This window comes from Streptomyces rubradiris (assembly GCF_016860525.1).
GTDB classification, from domain to species: Bacteria; Actinomycetota; Actinomycetes; order Streptomycetales; family Streptomycetaceae; genus Streptomyces; species Streptomyces rubradiris.
Map to the genome: position 1 here is coordinate 5,669,360 of NZ_BNEA01000015.1, position 15,881 is coordinate 5,685,240.

Annotated in this window: 17 protein-coding genes; 8 read left to right on the forward strand and 9 right to left on the reverse strand. The window is 72.1% G+C overall.

The window, feature by feature from the left end; genetic code table 11:
- Window positions 1-27 precede the first annotated feature (27 nt).
- The 3 genes from Srubr_RS38480 to Srubr_RS38490 all read right to left on the reverse strand — a co-directional run bounded on the left by Srubr_RS38480 (window position 28) and on the right by Srubr_RS38490 (window position 2,498).
- Window positions 28-1,053: an MBL fold metallo-hydrolase gene (locus tag Srubr_RS38480; protein ID WP_189999506.1), complete on the reverse strand. Its 1,026-nt coding sequence runs from the start codon at window positions 1,051-1,053 to the stop codon at window positions 28-30.
- A 215-nt stretch (window positions 1,054-1,268) separates the two neighbouring features.
- Complete coding sequence (locus tag Srubr_RS38485; RefSeq protein WP_189999505.1) at window positions 1,269-1,925, reverse strand: class I SAM-dependent methyltransferase; 657 nt, start codon at window positions 1,923-1,925, stop codon at window positions 1,269-1,271.
- A 72-nt stretch (window positions 1,926-1,997) separates the two neighbouring features.
- Window positions 1,998-2,498: a hypothetical protein gene (locus Srubr_RS38490; RefSeq protein WP_189999504.1), complete on the reverse strand. Its 501-nt coding sequence runs from the start codon at window positions 2,496-2,498 to the stop codon at window positions 1,998-2,000.
- A gap of 380 nt (window positions 2,499-2,878) precedes the next feature.
- Here Srubr_RS38490 and Srubr_RS38495 point away from each other — a divergent pair, with 380 nt between their 5' ends.
- From Srubr_RS38495 to Srubr_RS38510, 4 genes are all read left to right on the forward strand, one after another.
- Window positions 2,879-3,631, forward strand: coding sequence for a DUF6879 family protein (locus Srubr_RS38495; protein WP_189999503.1), 753 nt, complete (start codon window positions 2,879-2,881; stop codon window positions 3,629-3,631).
- 12 nt (window positions 3,632-3,643) lie between these two features.
- Window positions 3,644-4,495 (forward strand): helix-turn-helix domain-containing protein, encoded by an 852-nt coding sequence (locus Srubr_RS38500; protein WP_189999502.1) that lies wholly within the window; start codon window positions 3,644-3,646, stop codon window positions 4,493-4,495.
- Between the two features lie 377 nt (window positions 4,496-4,872).
- Window positions 4,873-6,324, forward strand: coding sequence for an aldehyde dehydrogenase (locus Srubr_RS38505; protein WP_189999501.1), 1,452 nt, complete (start codon window positions 4,873-4,875; stop codon window positions 6,322-6,324).
- A gap of 3 nt (window positions 6,325-6,327) precedes the next feature.
- Complete coding sequence (locus tag Srubr_RS38510) at window positions 6,328-6,561, forward strand: ferredoxin (RefSeq protein WP_189999500.1); 234 nt, start codon at window positions 6,328-6,330, stop codon at window positions 6,559-6,561.
- A gap of 330 nt (window positions 6,562-6,891) precedes the next feature.
- Here Srubr_RS38510 and Srubr_RS38515 read toward each other — a convergent pair whose 3' ends face one another.
- Complete coding sequence (locus Srubr_RS38515) at window positions 6,892-7,515, reverse strand: TetR family transcriptional regulator (protein ID WP_189999499.1); 624 nt, start codon at window positions 7,513-7,515, stop codon at window positions 6,892-6,894.
- A 220-nt stretch (window positions 7,516-7,735) separates the two neighbouring features.
- Between Srubr_RS38515 and Srubr_RS38520 the strand changes: the two genes are divergently transcribed.
- From Srubr_RS38520 to Srubr_RS38530, 3 genes are read left to right on the forward strand one after another with little or no spacing between them, the layout of a single operon-like run.
- On the forward strand, window positions 7,736-9,211 hold the full coding sequence (locus Srubr_RS38520; RefSeq protein ID WP_189999498.1) for a glycosyltransferase family 4 protein: 1,476 nt from the start codon (window positions 7,736-7,738) through the stop codon (window positions 9,209-9,211).
- Window positions 9,205-9,951, forward strand: a complete 747-nt coding sequence (locus tag Srubr_RS38525) for a class I SAM-dependent methyltransferase (RefSeq protein ID WP_189999497.1) — start codon at window positions 9,205-9,207, stop codon at window positions 9,949-9,951. The genes Srubr_RS38520 and Srubr_RS38525 overlap by 7 nt, the downstream gene beginning before the upstream one ends.
- Entirely contained in the window at window positions 9,948-11,018 is a 1,071-nt protein-coding gene (locus Srubr_RS38530; RefSeq protein WP_189999496.1) for a prenyltransferase/squalene oxidase repeat-containing protein, read from the forward strand. The genes Srubr_RS38525 and Srubr_RS38530 overlap by 4 nt, the downstream gene beginning before the upstream one ends.
- A 91-nt stretch (window positions 11,019-11,109) precedes the next feature.
- Here the strand turns inward: Srubr_RS38530 and Srubr_RS38535 are convergent, their stop codons facing one another.
- Complete coding sequence (locus Srubr_RS38535; protein ID WP_189999495.1) at window positions 11,110-11,403, reverse strand: hypothetical protein; 294 nt, start codon at window positions 11,401-11,403, stop codon at window positions 11,110-11,112.
- Window positions 11,404-11,598: 195 nt separating this feature from the next.
- Between Srubr_RS38535 and Srubr_RS38540 the strand changes: the two genes are divergently transcribed.
- Entirely contained in the window at window positions 11,599-12,165 is a 567-nt protein-coding gene (locus Srubr_RS38540) for a hypothetical protein (RefSeq protein WP_189999494.1), read from the forward strand.
- Here the strand turns inward: Srubr_RS38540 and Srubr_RS38545 are convergent.
- The 4 genes from Srubr_RS38545 to Srubr_RS38560 form a co-directional block, all read right to left on the reverse strand.
- On the reverse strand, window positions 12,162-13,172 hold the full coding sequence (locus Srubr_RS38545; RefSeq protein ID WP_189999493.1) for an LLM class F420-dependent oxidoreductase: 1,011 nt from the start codon (window positions 13,170-13,172) through the stop codon (window positions 12,162-12,164). The two genes, Srubr_RS38540 and Srubr_RS38545, sit on opposite strands and share 4 nt — an antisense overlap.
- A gap of 106 nt (window positions 13,173-13,278) precedes the next feature.
- Window positions 13,279-14,109, reverse strand: coding sequence for a DUF5336 domain-containing protein (locus Srubr_RS38550; RefSeq protein ID WP_189999492.1), 831 nt, complete (start codon window positions 14,107-14,109; stop codon window positions 13,279-13,281).
- An 83-nt stretch (window positions 14,110-14,192) separates the two neighbouring features.
- On the reverse strand, window positions 14,193-15,140 hold the full coding sequence (locus Srubr_RS38555) for an N-acetylmuramoyl-L-alanine amidase (RefSeq protein ID WP_189999491.1): 948 nt from the start codon (window positions 15,138-15,140) through the stop codon (window positions 14,193-14,195).
- Window positions 15,141-15,162: 22 nt separating this feature from the next.
- A complete protein-coding gene (locus tag Srubr_RS38560) occupies window positions 15,163-15,816 on the reverse strand; it encodes a class I SAM-dependent methyltransferase (RefSeq protein WP_189999490.1) in 654 nt (217 codons plus the stop codon).
- Between the last annotated feature and the right edge of the window lie 65 nt (window positions 15,817-15,881).

The window sequence follows — 15,881 nt, forward strand, 5'->3', positions numbered from 1 at the left end:
CCGCTGCCGTTGCTCGTCCCGCCGCTCTCACACCGCCACGTACGCCACCGGCTCGCTGCCCGGTACCGGCTCCGCCCGGCCCAGCTTCACCAGGCGGCGCAGATGGGACTCGGCCTCGGAGACCGCGATGTTCCGGGAGCCGTAGGGGATGTCCCCCCAGGGGCGGTTCCACTCCATGCGCTCGGCGAGCCGCCAGGGGGTGAGCGGCTCGGCGAGCAGGGCCAGCAGGCCGGTCAGCCGGCGCTCGTGGTGGTCGAGCAGCGCCCGTACACGTCCCGGGGCGTCGGTGAAGGCGTGCTGGTGGGCCGGGAGGACCTCGGCGGGGACCAGCCGGGCGACCCGCTCCAGGGAGTCCAGGTAGTCACCCAGGGGATCGGTCACCGTGGCGTCGCCCGGGTCCTCGTACAGGCCGATGTGCGGGGTGACCCCGGGCAGCAGGTGGTCGCCGCTGAACAGGCGGCCCCGGCCGGGCAGCCGGGCCGGATGCTCCTCCTCCAGGTGCAGGCAGACATGGCCGGGCGTGTGGCCCGGGGTCCAGACCGCGCGCAGCCGGCGGCCCGGCAGGTCCAGGAGCTTCCCGGGGACGATCTCCCGGTCCGGCAGGGCGGGGGACAGGCCGGGCAGCGTCCGCCCGCGGGCCGACCGCAGCGGAGCCACGTGTTCCTCGGGCGCCCCGGCCGCCGCCAGCTTGTCGGCCATGTACGCGAACCACTGCTCCGGCCGGCCCTCCCGGGTGCGGCGCACGATCGCCGCGTCCGCCGCGTGCAGCGCCACCCAGGCGCCGGAGACCTCCCGCACCCGCGCCGACAGCCCGTGGTGGTCCGGGTGGTGGTGGGTGACGACGACGCCGTACACCTCCCGCACCGCCGTACCGCAGTCCGCGAGGCCCGCCGCCAGCGTGTCCCAGGCCCCAGGGTCGTCCCAGCCGGTGTCGACCAGCACCGGGCCCCGGTCGGTGTCCACCACGTACACCAGCGTGTGGCCGAGAGGGTTGTCCGGAATCGGCACCCGCACGGACCGCACGCCCCCACCGTGATCGAACGTCTCCGCCATCCGGTCCTCCGCCCCTTGTTCAATTGACTGGTAGTACAAGCGCGGACCAAGCAACCGTCAACGACGGAGGCCAGGATTTCCGAGAGATCCCGGAGCGGTTCGTCGAGCAGCGAGCGCAGGTCTCGGGGGAGAGACTCGCCGAGGACACCCCGTGCTGGAGTGGAAACCGGGCATCAGCGGGCCGACGACCGCCATGCTCGAGGAAGAGGACACCGTCACGGGGTGACCGCGTGGACCAGGAGCGTGCCGATATGCCCAGGCTGCGGTGCGCCGAGGATCCGCGCGTCGGCCACGGCGAAGCCGGCTCGGGTGAGCAGGCGCTCCCAAACAGCCGGACGGTAACTGTAGCGGTAGGTGAACATGGCTTTGCCCGCAAAGCCTCCTTTGTACATGCCCTGCGGCCCGTAGGCGCCGGGGATGGCAGGAGGCTGCGAGAAGGCGAAGACGCCCCCCGGCTTCAGCCGCCGGCGGACAAGAGGGAAGAGACGGCCCGGGTCGGTGAACCAGGCGGCTCCGAAGATCGAGTAGACCGCGTCGTACACCTCCTTGTGCTCGCTCAGGTACTCCAGAGCTTCTGAGCACACGAACTCCGCACCGGTACCGGCCCACTTCGTGGTGGTCTTCTCCACCATGACGGGAGACAGGTCGACACCCCGAGCGGCGATGCCGCGCTGAGCGAGGTACGCGAGGGAGCGGCCGGTGCCGCAGCCGATCTCCAGGACGGAGCGTGGTTCGCCGAGTAGTTCCGGGCCGGGTCCGTGACCGGCGTACTGGGTCCAGCAGAAGCTCGGCTCCGCGTCGTCTTCGAAGGCGGAAGCGGCGTAGGCGTCCCACAGCTCCGTCTCGGCGGCGATGTCGTGTTGTGCGGGCAAGGCGATTCCTCTTCGAAAGTGCCGGGCCCCTGTCCTCCGGAGGGCCGAGGGCAGGGGCCAGGGCAGGACCGTTCAGTGGCTGTCGGGGACCTTGTTGTCGCACGGCGAGCAGTCAGTGCCGTCGATCGCCCACAGTTCCTCGTCGGTGTCGAAGCCGATGGACTTCAGGAAGTTTGCCGTGCGCAGGCACAGGCCGTCGCGGCGGCGCTCGATGAACGGGGCGTGGTGCTTGTAACGCCCCTCGTTGTATACGTCGCAGAGGGCCCACCACACCGGCGTGTCGAGGATGAGCTGGTGGACGCCGATGTCGACGAGCTTGCCGACGCCCAGGTGGACCTCGGGGTGCTCCATGCAGCCGATGGTGTACATGACGGCGTTGCCGAGGATGCGTTCGGCCATGTCGCGGACCATCGTGTGGTCGCGGAGCAACAGGGCGACCTCGCGGTCCCAGAGGGTCATGCCGCTGGCCAGGACGTTGATCGTCAGGTGCTTGATGTGGGGCTGGACGGTGTTGAGGAGTTCCTTCGGGTCCCGTGCGCGGGTGCTCGTGGGTCGGTCGAGTGTGACGGTCATGGACTACTCCTTCGGAGACAGGTCGTGCCGTACCGGTTCGAGCCCGCCCCGTCTGCCGGCCTGTCCAGGCCTGGATGCGCGGTGCGGGCGCCTTGCGGATCCCGTCCCAGCGGGAGCTACTGGGTGATCGGCCAGTCGCATAGCCACGTCGGCGCGTACATTCCATGGCTGCCGAAGGGATCAACAACGTCGCGTGCTGTGACCATGTACAGGACGGTAATGATGAGGAGTTGCTGGCCGCGATGCGATGTTCTCGTATGTTCTCTCACTCCGGCTGAATGTTCTCGTGTGGTCTCACGCGAGGGGGTGCACGTTGTGGTGCGGGCGCATCGGCGCCGGTGATGCTGATGGCGACAGGGCCCACACCATGGGAGGCGACCGTGGCACGACGACTGCGTTTCAACGGCACCGACAGCAAGAACGGTGGCTGCCCAGCCGTTCACGAGGATCTCGACTCCGGTGAGATCATCGTCCAAGGGACACCGCTCACCGACCCCGAGGACATCGCCCGGCTCCAGCACTTCGGCCCTGGAGATGCCGCGGTGGTCGTACCGCGTGAACTCCTCGTCAATCACGGGCCCAAGGAGGTCACCCGCGTGCCCAAGCTGATCGTCCTGGAAGAGTTCGGGCGGCTCTTCGAGACCTTCGAGCACTCGGCTTGGCATCTGGAGACACGGCGGGGTTACGCATCAGACCGGGAGGACCCCGGATACGCGGAATTCCTTGCGACCGGAACGGCCCCGTGCGACCTCGACAGCGAGTGGTGCGCGAACATCCGCCGGCAGACGGCCGGCGGCAAGTACGTGGGGCGGGTACGCGTCGTGGACAACCCGCCGACCGAGGGACAGTTGTTCCTGCTCGACTATGCGAGGTGCAACGCGGCCACGGGCGAGGACGTGCGGAGCATGTGGCGCGAAGACGCGGAGCGGTTCCGGCTGCCCGCTGAAGACTTCTGGATCTTCGACAGTCGGCTGGTGGCCGTGCTGCGCTTCGATGACGAGGACGCCTTCCATGATGTCGAGGTCATCACGGAGCCAGCCGAGGTCCTGCGGTACTGCCAGGTCCGCGACGCAGCGGTGCACGGGTCCGTCCCGTACGACGAGTTCGCGGCGCGACTCGGCGCCGACCACTAGCGAGCGGAACCAGTGAGCACAGACTTCCAGCAGGCCAGGGAGGCCCTCGGGCTGCGCTTGAGGGAACTCCGGCTGTCGGCCCCGGGAGGACGGCTCACCGGTACGCGACTGGCTCAGCGACTCGGCTGGCCACACTCCAAGATCTACAAGCTGGAGAACGGCCGGCAGACCGCCACCAGCGAGGACCTACGGGCTTGGGCCGGGGGCGTCGGCCGACCGGACGTCTTCGATGAACTGGACGCCCGGCTCAAGGGCTTCGAGTCCCACATCCGCTCCTGGCGCCGGCAACTGGCCGCCGGGCACCGCCCCGTGCAGGACAGTTGGAACCTTGAGGTCGGGCGGTCCCAGGCCATCTATGCCTGGGAGGAGTCTGTCGTTCCCGGCATGTTGCAGACGGCCGACTACGCACGGCATATTTTCCTGCGTTACGCAAACCTTCAGGGGTCGGTCCGCGACACAGACGCTGCGGTCCGCGCCCGCATGCGGCGCCAGGAGTGGCTGTACGAGGCGGGCCGGAAGTTCCACGCCCTGGTGTGGGAGGCGGCCCTCCACGCCCTGATCTGTCCTCCGTCTGTCCTCGCCGGCCAGCTCGACCGGCTGGCGGGCACCGTCGGCATGGACACCGTGGAGCTGGGGATCATTCCGCTCGGCGCCTCGCTCAAAGTCCCGACGGCCAACGGTTTCTGGATTCTGGATGACAGGCTCGTGATCACCGAGGACTGGCATGCAGAGCTGTGGCTGGACGACGCCGAGAGCGTGGCCACCTACCTGCGGGTCTGGACCACGCTCCGAGATTCCGCCGTGTATGGCCACGACGCTCGGAACCTCATCAGCGCAGTACGAGGGACGTTGCGCTCGCGTTGAACCCGATGTCCGGGTACGCCTGCTCGCGGCAGGAAGGCGTTCACGCCGTCGCCCGTCGGGTACCCAGCGGTGCCAGACATATCGGGTGGTGGCGGATGGCCGCCTCGCGGCGCGAGGAGCCCGGCGGTACCGGGGACGGGCGGTAGGAGAGCCGTGAGCGGTACGCCCTGCGCGACCGGGCCGCCGAACCGGCCCTGACCGGCGCGGCGAACGCCGGGCGGGGCCGGCCGGACGGCGTGGACGCCGTGGTCGCCCTGGGCGTGGAGCGCGCGGAGGCCGCCGCGCGGGTGGTCTCCTCGGACGGGAGCTGGTATCAAGTCTGACACAGCGTCAGAAACGCCGGGGACGCGATGACGTGCGGCGGGAGGCAGGCGGTCATGACCGGACTCGTGGAACACGGACAGCTGTTCATCGGCGGGGAGCTGACCGACCCGCACGGCCGGGACGTCATCGAGGTGATCTCCCCGCACACCGAGCAGGTCATCGGCCGCGTGCCGCACGCCTCCCGGGAGGACGTCGACCGGGCCGTGGCCCTCGCCCGCCGCGCCTTCGACGAGGGCCCCTGGCCGCGCGCGTCGCTCGCCGAGCGGATCGACGTCGTCACCCGGATCAAGGACGGCATCGCCGCCCGGCACGAGGAGATCGCCCGGGTGATCTCCGCCCAGAACGGCTCCCCGTACTCCTGGAGCGTCCTCGCCCAGGCGCTCGGCGCGATGATGGTGTGGGACACGGCCGTCAAGGTCGCCCGCGACTTCACCCACGAGGAACGCCGGGCCGGTGTCCTCGGCCCGATCCTGGTGCGCCGCGAACCGGTCGGCGTGGTCGCCGCCGTCGTGCCCTGGAACGTCCCGCAGTTCGTGGCCGCCGCCAAGCTCGCGCCCGCGCTGCTGGCCGGCTGCCCGGTGATCCTCAAGCCGTCCCCGGAGACCCCGCTGGACGCCTACCTCCTCGGTGAGATCGCCCGCGAGGCCGGGCTGCCCGAGGGCGTGCTGTCCATCCTCCCCGCCGACCGGGAGGTCGGCGAGTACCTGGTCGGGCACCCCGGCGTCGACAAGATCTCCTTCACCGGCTCGGTCGCGGCCGGCAAGCGCGTGATGGAGGTCGCCGCCCGCAACCTCACCCGGGTCACCCTCGAACTGGGCGGCAAGTCGGCGGCCGTGGTGCTGCCGGACGCGGACCTGGAGACGGCCGTGGCCGGGATCGTCCCGGCGGCCTGGATGAACAACGGTCAGGCGTGCGTGGCCCAGACCCGCATCCTGCTGCCGCGCTCCCGCTACGACGAGTTCGCCGACGCCTTCGCCCGCGCGGCCGGCTCCCTGAAGGTCGGGGACCCGCTGGACCCGGCCACCCAGGTCGGCCCTCTCGTCGCCGAACGCCAGCTGCGCCGCAACCTCGACTACATCCGCATCGGCCAGGAGGAGGGCGCCAAGATCCTCGCCGGCGGCGGCCGTCCGGCCGGGCAGGAGCGCGGCTGGTACGTGGAGCCGACCCTCTTCGGCGACGTCGACAACACCATGCGCATCGCCCGCGAGGAGATCTTCGGCCCGGTCGTCTGCCTGCTGCCCTACGGCGACGAGCGGGAGGCCGTGCGGATCGCCGACGACTCCGACTACGGCCTGTCCGGCAGCGTGTGGACGGCCGACGTGGAGCACGGCACCGACATCGCCCGGCAGGTCCGCACCGGCACCTACTCCGTCAACACCTTCAGCCTGGACATGCTCGGCCCGTTCGGCGGCTACAAGAACTCCGGCCTGGGACGGGAGTTCGGCCCCGAGGGCTACGGCGCCTACCTGGAGCACAAGACGATCCACCTGCCGGCGGGGGCCTGAGCCATGGGCGACCGCTGGCACGTGCGGGTCGACCGGTCCCTGTGCGTCGGCTCGGCCCAGTGCCTCCACCACGCCCCCGGCGGCTTCCGGCTGGACTCCGCCCGCCGGTCCCGGCCCCTCGCGCCGGACACCGACGCGAGCGAACAGCTCCTGGCGGCGGCCGAGGGGTGCCCGGTGGAGGCCATCGTGATCACGCTGGCGGAGAGCGGGGAGGCCGTGTTCCCGCCGGAGGAGTAGACGGGCGGCCCCTCGTCCCGTGACGCGGCGGCCATGGCGCGGGGAGACCAGGGATGCGTTGGTAAATGGTGGGAATTGGGCGATTCCGTCAGGGATATCCGCTATATCCTGATATCAGCCTACGAGGCGAGTGAGGGAGTCCGACCGGAGTAGCCGACTCAGGCGAGACGTGAAGAGCGTCCGCCCGGGCCGACAGCGACGGTAGGGCTGAGAGGTCGGAAGGCGGCGACGCCGGACGACGACCCCCATCACCTGATCCGGACCATACCGGCGAAGGGAACCCGTCTCGTAGGTCTTTCCTGTGCCTCCCCGCCGGTGCCGCCGCGGCTGTCAGGGGCGCGCGGCGGCCGGGTCCGTCAGGTCGATCAGCCGGCACACCGTCTCGATGTCGATCTTCACCTGGGCGATCGAGGCACGGCCGGACAGCCAGGTGATCAGCGCCGAGTGCCAGGTGTGCTCGATGACCCGGACCACGGACAGCTGCTCGGGCGTGGGGTCCGCCAGCCCCATCGCGTCCAGGATGATCGCGGTCGTCTGCCGGGACACCTGGTCGACCTCGGGCGAGACGCTGCGGTCGGCGAAGGTGAGCGCGCGGACCATCGCGTCGGCCAGGTGCGGCTCCCGCTGGAGCGCGCGGAAGGCCCGCATCAGGGTCTCCGCGACCCGCTCGGCGGCCGTGGCACCCGCCGGGGGCTTCTTGCGCAGCGTGCCGTGCATGCGCTCCAGCTGGTCCTGCATGGTGGCGACCAACAGGTGCACCTTCGACGGGAAGTAGCGATACAGCGTGCCCAGCGCCACCTGCGAGGACTCGGCCACCTCGCGCATCTGCACGGCGTCGAACCCACCCCGGCCGGCGAGCCGCGCGCTGGCGTGCAGAATCCTGCGGCGGCGGGCCTCCTGCCGCTCGGTGAGGGGTGGCGCGGCCGGGCGCGAGGTGCTGGCTTCCGCAGGCATGGGTCCCGTTCCGTGACAGTCGGTGAGGGGGGCTGTAGGGCTCGTGATCAGCCAGCATGGCAGGGCCGCGCGCCGTGGCGCGAATCACCCGATCCACTGCTCACAGCGTCCCTACCTGCCGGTAGATTCGGAGCCTCCCGAACGATCAAGTCTGAAACTTGTTCTAGATTAGCGTCCCGTCGTAGTCTCGCGGGACAGTGCAGGCAGAAGGGGGCACGGAGTGACCGCTGAGGCCCGGGAAGCGGCTGCCGACCAGGAGCCCGCTGCCGACGGGGGGCGACCGCTCGACATCGCGCTCCTCACCTACAAAGGGAACCCGTTCTGCGGGGGACAGGGCGTCTACGTACGGCATCTCTCGCGCGAACTGGCCCGCCTCGGGCACCGCGTGGAGGTCATCGGCTCCCAGCCGTACCCCGTGCTGGACGAGGGCTACCCGAACCTCACCCTCACCGAGCTGCCCAGCCTCGACCTGTACCGCCAGCCCGACCCCTTCCGCACCCCCAAGCGGGACGAGTACCGGGACTGGATCGACGCCCTCGAAGTCGCCACCATGTGGACCGGCGGCTTCCCCGAGCCGCTGACCTTCTCGCTGCGCGCCCGCCGGCACCTGCGCGCCCGGCGCGGCGAGTTCGACGTCGTCCACGACAACCAGACCCTCGGCTACGGCCTGCTCGGCGACATCGGCGCGCCCCTGGTCACCACGGTCCACCACCCCATCACCGTGGACCGGCGGCTGGAGCTGGACGCGGCCGAGACCTGGCAGCGCCGCTACTCGGTGCGCCGCTGGTACGCCTTCACCCGGATGCAGAAGCGCGTCGCCCGCCGGCTGCCCTCCGTCCTCACCGTCTCCGGCAGCTCCCGCCAGGAGATCGTGGACCACCTCGGGGTCCGCCGCGACCGGGTGCACGTCGTCCACATCGGCGCCGACACCGGCCTGTTCGCGCCGAATCCCGCCGTCGCCGAGGTGCCGGGCCGGATCGTCACCACCTCCAGCGCCGATGTGCCGCTCAAGGGGCTGGTGTTCCTCGTGGAGGCGCTCGCCAAGGTGCGCGCCGAGCACCCCGCCGCCCACCTCGTCGTCGTCGGCAAGCGCCCCGCCGAGGGCCCGGTCGCCCAGGCGATCGAGCGCCACGGCCTCGCGGGCGCCGTCGACTTCGTCAAGGGCATCTCCGACGCCGAACTGGTCGACCTGATCCGCTCCGCCGAGGTGGCCTGCGTGCCCTCCCTCTACGAGGGCTTCTCGCTGCCCGCCGCCGAGGCCATGGCCACCGGCACCCCGCTGGTCGCCACCACCGGCGGCGCGATCCCCGAGGTCGCCGGCCGCGACGGCGAGACCTGCCTGGCCGTACCGCCCGGCGACGCGGACGCGCTGGCCGCCGCGCTGAACCGGCTGCTCGGCGACCCCGGGCTGCGGGCGCGGCTCGGCACGGCGGGCCGCGACCGGGTGCTGGCCAACTTCACCTGGGCCCGCGCCGCCGAGGGCACCGTGGCCCACTACCGCGAGGCCATCGCCCGCGCCGCCCGCACCGCGCCCTCGACGGGTTCCGCCCGCGACGGCCTCCTCCACGCCCGGACCGGCCCGCGCGGGGGCATCCCCGACGCGGCCCCGGCGAGCGTCGCGGCCCCGCCCAGCGCCGCGTCCGCGACCTCCACGAGTGACACCAGCGTCTCCTCCGAAAGCAGGGCCACGTGCTGACCGTCGACTTCTCCCGGTTCCCGCTCGCCCCGGGCGACCGCGTCCTGGACCTCGGCTGCGGGGCCGGCCGGCACGCCTTCGAGTGCTACCGGCGCGGCGCCCGGGTCGTGGCCGTGGACCGCAACGGCGAGGAGATCCGCGAGGTCGCCAAGTGGTTCGCGGCGATGAAGGAGGCCGGCGAGGCCCCCGAGGGCGCCACCGCCACCGCCATGCAGGGCGACGCCCTCGCCCTGCCGTTCCCCGACGCGTCCTTCGACGTCGTCATCATCTCCGAGGTGATGGAGCACATCCCCGACGACAAGGGCGTGCTCGCCGAGATGGTCCGCGTGCTCAAGCCCGGCGGCCGGATCGCCGTCACCGTGCCGCGCTACGGCCCCGAGAAGGTCTGCTGGGCCCTGTCCGACGCCTACCACGAGGTCGAGGGCGGCCACATCCGCATCTACAAGGCCGACGAGCTGACCGGCAAGCTCCGCGAGGCGGGCCTGAAGCCCTACGGCAGCCACCACGCCCACGCCCTGCACGCCCCCTACTGGTGGCTGAAGTGTGCCTTCGGCGTCGACAACGACAAGGCGCTGCCGGTGCGCGCGTACCACAAGCTGCTGGTCTGGGACATCATGAAGAAGCCGCTCGCCACCCGGCTCGCCGAACAGGCGCTCAACCCGCTGATCGGCAAGAGCTTCGTGGTCTACGCGACCAAGCCGCACCTCCCCTCGCTCGGCGCAGAGGCGGACGCCAGGTGACCACGCCCCGGACAGAACACCTCGTCCTGCCCGGGGTCCTCACCGCCGAGCAGGCCGCCGCGACCGTCGCCGGCATCCTCGCCGGACAGCGGGAGGACGGCGCCATCCCGTGGTTCCGCGGACACCACCTCGACCCCTGGGACCACACCGAGGCCGCCATGGCCCTGGACGCGGCCGGCGAACACGAGGCCGCCGAGCGCGCCTACACCTGGCTGGCCCGGCACCAGAACGAGGACGGCTCCTGGTACGCCGCCTACGCCGACGGCGCCCACGACGACGTCACCGACCGGGCCCGCGAGTCCAACTTCGTCGCCTACATAGCCGTCGGCGTCTGGCACCACTACCTCTCCACGGGCGACGACACCTTCCTGGACCGGATGTGGCCGGCCGTCTACGCGGCCGTCGAGTGGGTCCTGCGGCTCCAGCAGCCCGGCGGGCAGATCGGCTGGCGGCGCGAGGACGACGGCACGCCCACCGCCGACGCCCTGCTCACCGGCAGCTCCTCCGTCCACCACGCGCTGCGCTGCGCGCTCGCCATCGCCGAGCAGCGCGAGGAGCCGCAGCCGGACTGGGAGCTGGCCGCCGGGGCGCTGCGGCACGCGATCCGCCGGCACCCCGAGCGCTTCCTGGACAAGGACCGTTACTCGATGGACTGGTACTACCCGGTCCTCGGCGGCGCCCTGACCGGAGCGGAGGCCAAGGCCCGGATCGATGCGGGCTGGGACCGGTTCGTCGTGCCCGGCCTCGGCGTGCGCTGCGTGGACCCCAACCCCTGGGTGACCGGCGGCGAGTCCAGCGAACTCGCGCTGGCCCTGTGGGCGGTCGGCGAGTCCGACCGGGCCCTGGAGATCCTCCAGTCCATCCAGCACCTGCGCGACCCCGCGACCGGCCTGTACTGGACGGGCTACGTCTTCGAGGACGACGCGATCTGGCCCCGCGAGCTGACCACCTGGACGGCGGGCTCGCTCCTGCTGGCCGTGGCCGCGCTGGGCGGCCACGAGGCCACCTGCGCGGTCTTCGGCGGCGAGCACCTGCCGGCCGGCCTGGACCCGGACTGCTGCGCCTGACCGGCCCCGGCGCCGGTCCCCGTACCAGGACCGGCGCCCGCACCGGCACGCGCCCCGGAACCGGCACCCGCACCGGCAGCGGGCGCATCGCTCAGTGCCGGTGTATTCGGCGGGCTATCGCGTGGCCGGCGAACAGATAGACCACGGCGGCCAGGCCGTACCCGGCGACCACGCGGGCCCATGCCTCGTCGAAGGTGAACAGGTCGTGCGACCACCCCGCCAGCCAGGAGGCCGCGTCGTGCACGAACCGGACCAGGTCGTTGCCCCGGTTCGCCTCCAGCAGGTACATCAGAATCCACAGGCCGAGGATCAGCGCGGCGAGGTCGGCGACGATCGCCACGACCCGTCCGGCCTGGTTCGCACCGTTGCGATATCGAGTGGACATACTTCCCGGATTGCCGCACCGCGGGCCCTGTAACCCCTGAAACGCCCCCGACGCGCCCCGGAGACGCCCCCGACCCGCCCCGGACGGCGACCGCGCCCGCCCCGGACGGCGTCCCCCGAGTGGCGCATCCGACCGCCCCGGGCGAACCTGCCGGAGGAACCAGACCGCTCGGGGAGGACACGCCGGGAGGACCCCGTGCCCGTACCGATACGGCGCCTGATCGTGGCGCTCACCCTGTGCTGTGCCCTGGTGGCCGGTGCCACCGCCTGCGGAAGCGGCCAGCAGAGCAGTACCAGGAACACCTCGGCGGCGGCCCAGGCAGTGCCCGCCGTCGACAGCCCCAGCCCGTCCGCCGAACACCAGAAGTTCGCCAAGACCCGGTTCGTGGCGAACGCCGGCCTCGCCGCCGGCGCGACCTACCAGTGGATCGTGAAGCCCTGGAAGGCCGGCAAGTTCAAGAAGGGGGCCAAGGGGCGCAGGCTCGCCCTGGTCAAGGCGGGTGCCGCCGGCCTGTTCGCGTACAACCGGCTCAAGGCCGCCCAGCGCAACGCCCAGGGCGACCCGACGCTCTCCAAGGCCCTGATCCCGCTCGGGGCCGGCATCGAATCGCTGAAGGGCCTGGCGAGCAAGCTCCGCAAGGGCGACGAAAGCGCGGCCGGCCCGTTCGACGACATCATCGGCCAGATCAAGGAAGCGGGCCGCAGCGCGGGCGCGCCGGTGAAGGAGCAGGTGCCGACGGCCGCCGAGCTGACGAAGAGCTAGGAGTTCAGCTCGGCCAGCACCCGCAGGGTGTGCGGGTCCGGGGACAGGGCCAGCAGGTCCGTCACCGGGCCCGCGCGCCACAACTGGAGCCGCTCGGCGATGCGTTCGCGCGGTCCGACGAGGGAGATCTCGTCCGCGAAGGCGTCCGGTACGGCCCGCACGGCCTCCTCGCGGCGCCCGGCGAGGAACAGCTCCTGGATCCGCCGGGCCTCGGCCCCGTAGCCCATGCGGGCCATCAGACGGGCGTGGAAGTTGCGGGCCGCGTGCCCCATCCCGCCGATGTAGAAGCCGAGCATGGCCTTGACCGGCAGCAGCCCCTCGGCCACGTCGTCGCACACCTTCACCCGTGCCATCGCGGCCACCAGGAACCCCTCGGGCAACTCGCGCACCACGTCCCCGTAGACCTCCGGCCGGCCCGGCGCCCAGTACAGCGGCAGCCAGCCGTCGGCGATGCTGACGGTCTGGGCGACGTTCCGGGGTCCCTCGGCACCGAGCAGGACGGGCAGGCGGGGGCGCAGGGGATGGGTGACGGACTTGAGCGGCCTGCCGAGGCCGGTCGCGTCCGGGCCCCGGTAGGGCAGGGCGTGGAACCGGCCGTCCAGCTCCACCGGTGCCTCGCGGCGCAGCACCTGCCGTACGACGTCCACGTACTCCCGGGTCGCGGCGAGCGGCGACTTCGGGAACGGGCGGCCGTACCAGCCCTCCACCACCTGCGGCCCGGACAGCCCCAGCCCGAGCAGGAGCCGGCCGCCGCAGAGGTGGTCCAGGGTGAGCGCGTGCATCGCGGTGGCGGCCGGGGAACGGGCGGCCATCTGGGCCACCGCCGTGCCCAGCCGGATCCGGGAGGTGTGCGCGGCGATCCAGGTCAGCGGGGTGAACGCGTCCGAGCCCCAGGACTCCGCCGTCCACACCGAGTCGTAGCCGAGCCGTTCCGCCTCCCGGGCCAGCGGCACATGGCCGGCGTCCGGACCGCGTCCCCAGTAGCCGAGTGCCAGACCGAGCCGCATGGCGTCCGCCTCCTGACGCTCCGTCAGATACCAGCCGGGAGGCGACTGTACGGCAACGGCCCCCCGCCCGGAAGGGCGGGGGGCCGTTGCGCCACGGGACTCGGGCTCAGCCGCGCTGGATGCCGGAGGTGTCCTGGAGCAGGCCACGACGGCCGTCCTGGGTCTGCGCGACCAGTGCGGCACCGCGCTGCTCGACGGCCAGGTACCAGGTGCCCGGCGCCAGTTCGGCGATCTGGCCGCCCGAGCCGTCCTCCGCGAACAGCGGACGGGTCACCGGCACGGCGAACCAGAACGGCGAGAAGTCCGCGGCCGGCGGCTGCGCGGCCGGGGCGCCCTGCGCGGCCGGCTGCGGCTGCTGCCCGTACGGCTGGCCCGGCTGCGGCTGGGCACCGTAGGGCTGCTGCGGCTGGGCGCCCGGGTAGCCGTAACCACCGGGCGGCTGGGCGCCGTAGGGCTGCGGGGCCGGCGGCTTCGGGGCCGGGACCAGGGACGCCTGGAGGGCGGGGACGAGCGGGGTGGCGATGGCGGCGGCGGCCATCACCAGGGTGGCGATCAGGGCCAGGATCAGCCCCGTGCCGGCGTCGGGGGAACGGTCGCCGCCCTCGCCGATGTTGTCCAGACCGCCGATGGGGTCGATGACGTTGCCCAGCGCGCTCCACGCGGCGAAGACCGCGAACGCCACGCCGAACGCGCCGAGTTCCAGACCCGCGATCTTGCGGGGCTGCGGCAGGCCGCGGCTGACGACGATGAGCGCCGCGCCGATGATGCCCGCCAGCACGACGCCGAGCAGGACCGGTCCGCTCTCCCAGAGGTTCGGCAGCTCGACGCTGTCGGGCAGTCCGTCGTACGAGTAGTTGTCGAGGAACGACGCGATGAACAGCACCACCGCTGCTCCGATCACCACGCCGTCGCCTCTAGTGAGGGAGCGGATATTCACTTCAGGTCCTTCGTAGGTCGTCTCGTCGTCGGTAGACCCTACCGTCCGCCAGAACGGGCTGTCCGGCCGGTTATGGCCGCCGGTCACGAAACGCGCAGGAAACTCACGATTCCCTCAGAGATCCCTTGCGCCGCACGCTGCCGCCAGGTTCCGCTGGTCAGCAGGGCCGCGTCCGTGTCATCGCGCATGTTGCCGCATTCGATGAACACCTTGGGAACCGTTGACAGATTGAGACCGCCCAGATCCGTCCGCGTGACCAGGCCGGTGCCGTCGCCGACGTAGTTGGCGGGCGGCTCGCCGGTCGCGCGGCGGTAGGTGTCCGCGATCCGTACCCCCAGCTCGTGCGAGGGGCCGACGATGGGACGGGTGTCCGCCGCACCGGCGTGCACGGACCCCGGCAGGATGACGTGGAAGCCGTGGTGGCCGGCGGCGGAGCCGTCGGCGTGCAGCGAGATCGCCGCGTCCGCGTGCGCGGCGTTGCCGAACCGGGCCCGCTCGTCCACGCACGGCCCCCAGGGCGGGCTGTCGCCGTCGTGGGTCAGCCTCACCGTGGCGCCCTCCCGCTCCAGCAGGTCGCGCAGCCGGTGCGCCAGGTCGAGCGAGAACGACGCCTCCGTATAACCGTCGTTGGTGGACGTACCGGTGGTGTCGCACTCCTTGGAGTTGGTGCCGATGTCCACCTGGCGGTTGATCTCCGCAGTGTGCCGGAAGTTGCCCGGGTTGTGCCCGGGGTCGACGACGACGACCTTCCCCCGGAGCGCACCGGAGCCGCCGGAGGGCGCGGAGGGCGAGCCGGACACCTTGCCGTCGTCGCCCCGGGAGGCCGCCGGGGCGGGGGCGGAGGAGACCGGCCGGGAGGCGGACGTGGCGGCCGTACGCCCTGCGCCGCCCGAACCGCCGTCGCCCAGCGTCTCGTACACCCCCCAGCCGAGCAGGGCGCCGGGCACCAGCGCGGCGAGCGCCACGGTCAGCGGGCCGCGCCGGGGGCGGCGGGGCTGCGGGGATTCGAATTCCGGGCCTGTGTACGACACGTCTGCGACTCTAACCGGGGCCTCAGGCTCCCGCCCCCGCACGCCGCAGCACGCGCAGCGAGCCCGCGGCGCTGACCTCGGTGAACGCCCCGGAATCCAGCGCGCGCAGGTACACCCGGTAGGGTGCCTGGCCCGTGAACTCGTCCTCGGGGTGCGGGAAGACGTCGTGGATGACCAGCAGGCCGCCCTCGGCGACGTGCGGGGCCCAGCCCTCGTAGTCGGCGCCGGCGTGTTCGTCCGTGTGGCCGCCGTCGATGAACACGAGGCCGAGCGGGGAGTTCCAGAGCGCCGCGATCTGCGGGGAGCGGCCGACGAGGGCGACGACGTGCTCCTCCAGTCCCGCGCGGTGCAGGGTGCGGCGGAACAGCGGCAGCGTGTCCATCAGGCCGGTCTCGGGGTCGACCGTCTCCGGGTCGTGGTAGTCCCAGCCGGGCTGCTGCTCCTCGCTGCCCCGGTGGTGGTCGACGGTCAGCGCGGTGACCCCGGCCTGCCGGGCCGCGTCGGCCAGCAGGATCGTGGAGCGCCCGCAGTAGGTCCCGACCTCCAGCAACGGCAGCCCGAGCCGCCCGGCCGCCACCGCCGCCGTGTACAGGGCGAGTCCCTCGTCCACGGGCATGAACCCCTTGGCCGCCTCGAACGCGGCCATGATCTCGGGCTTGGGCGTGGCGGTGGCCATGGGTTCCTCTCGACCGTACGACTGTCCGAACGCTTATGCTGCCGCACGGCCGGCCGGGTGGGGGA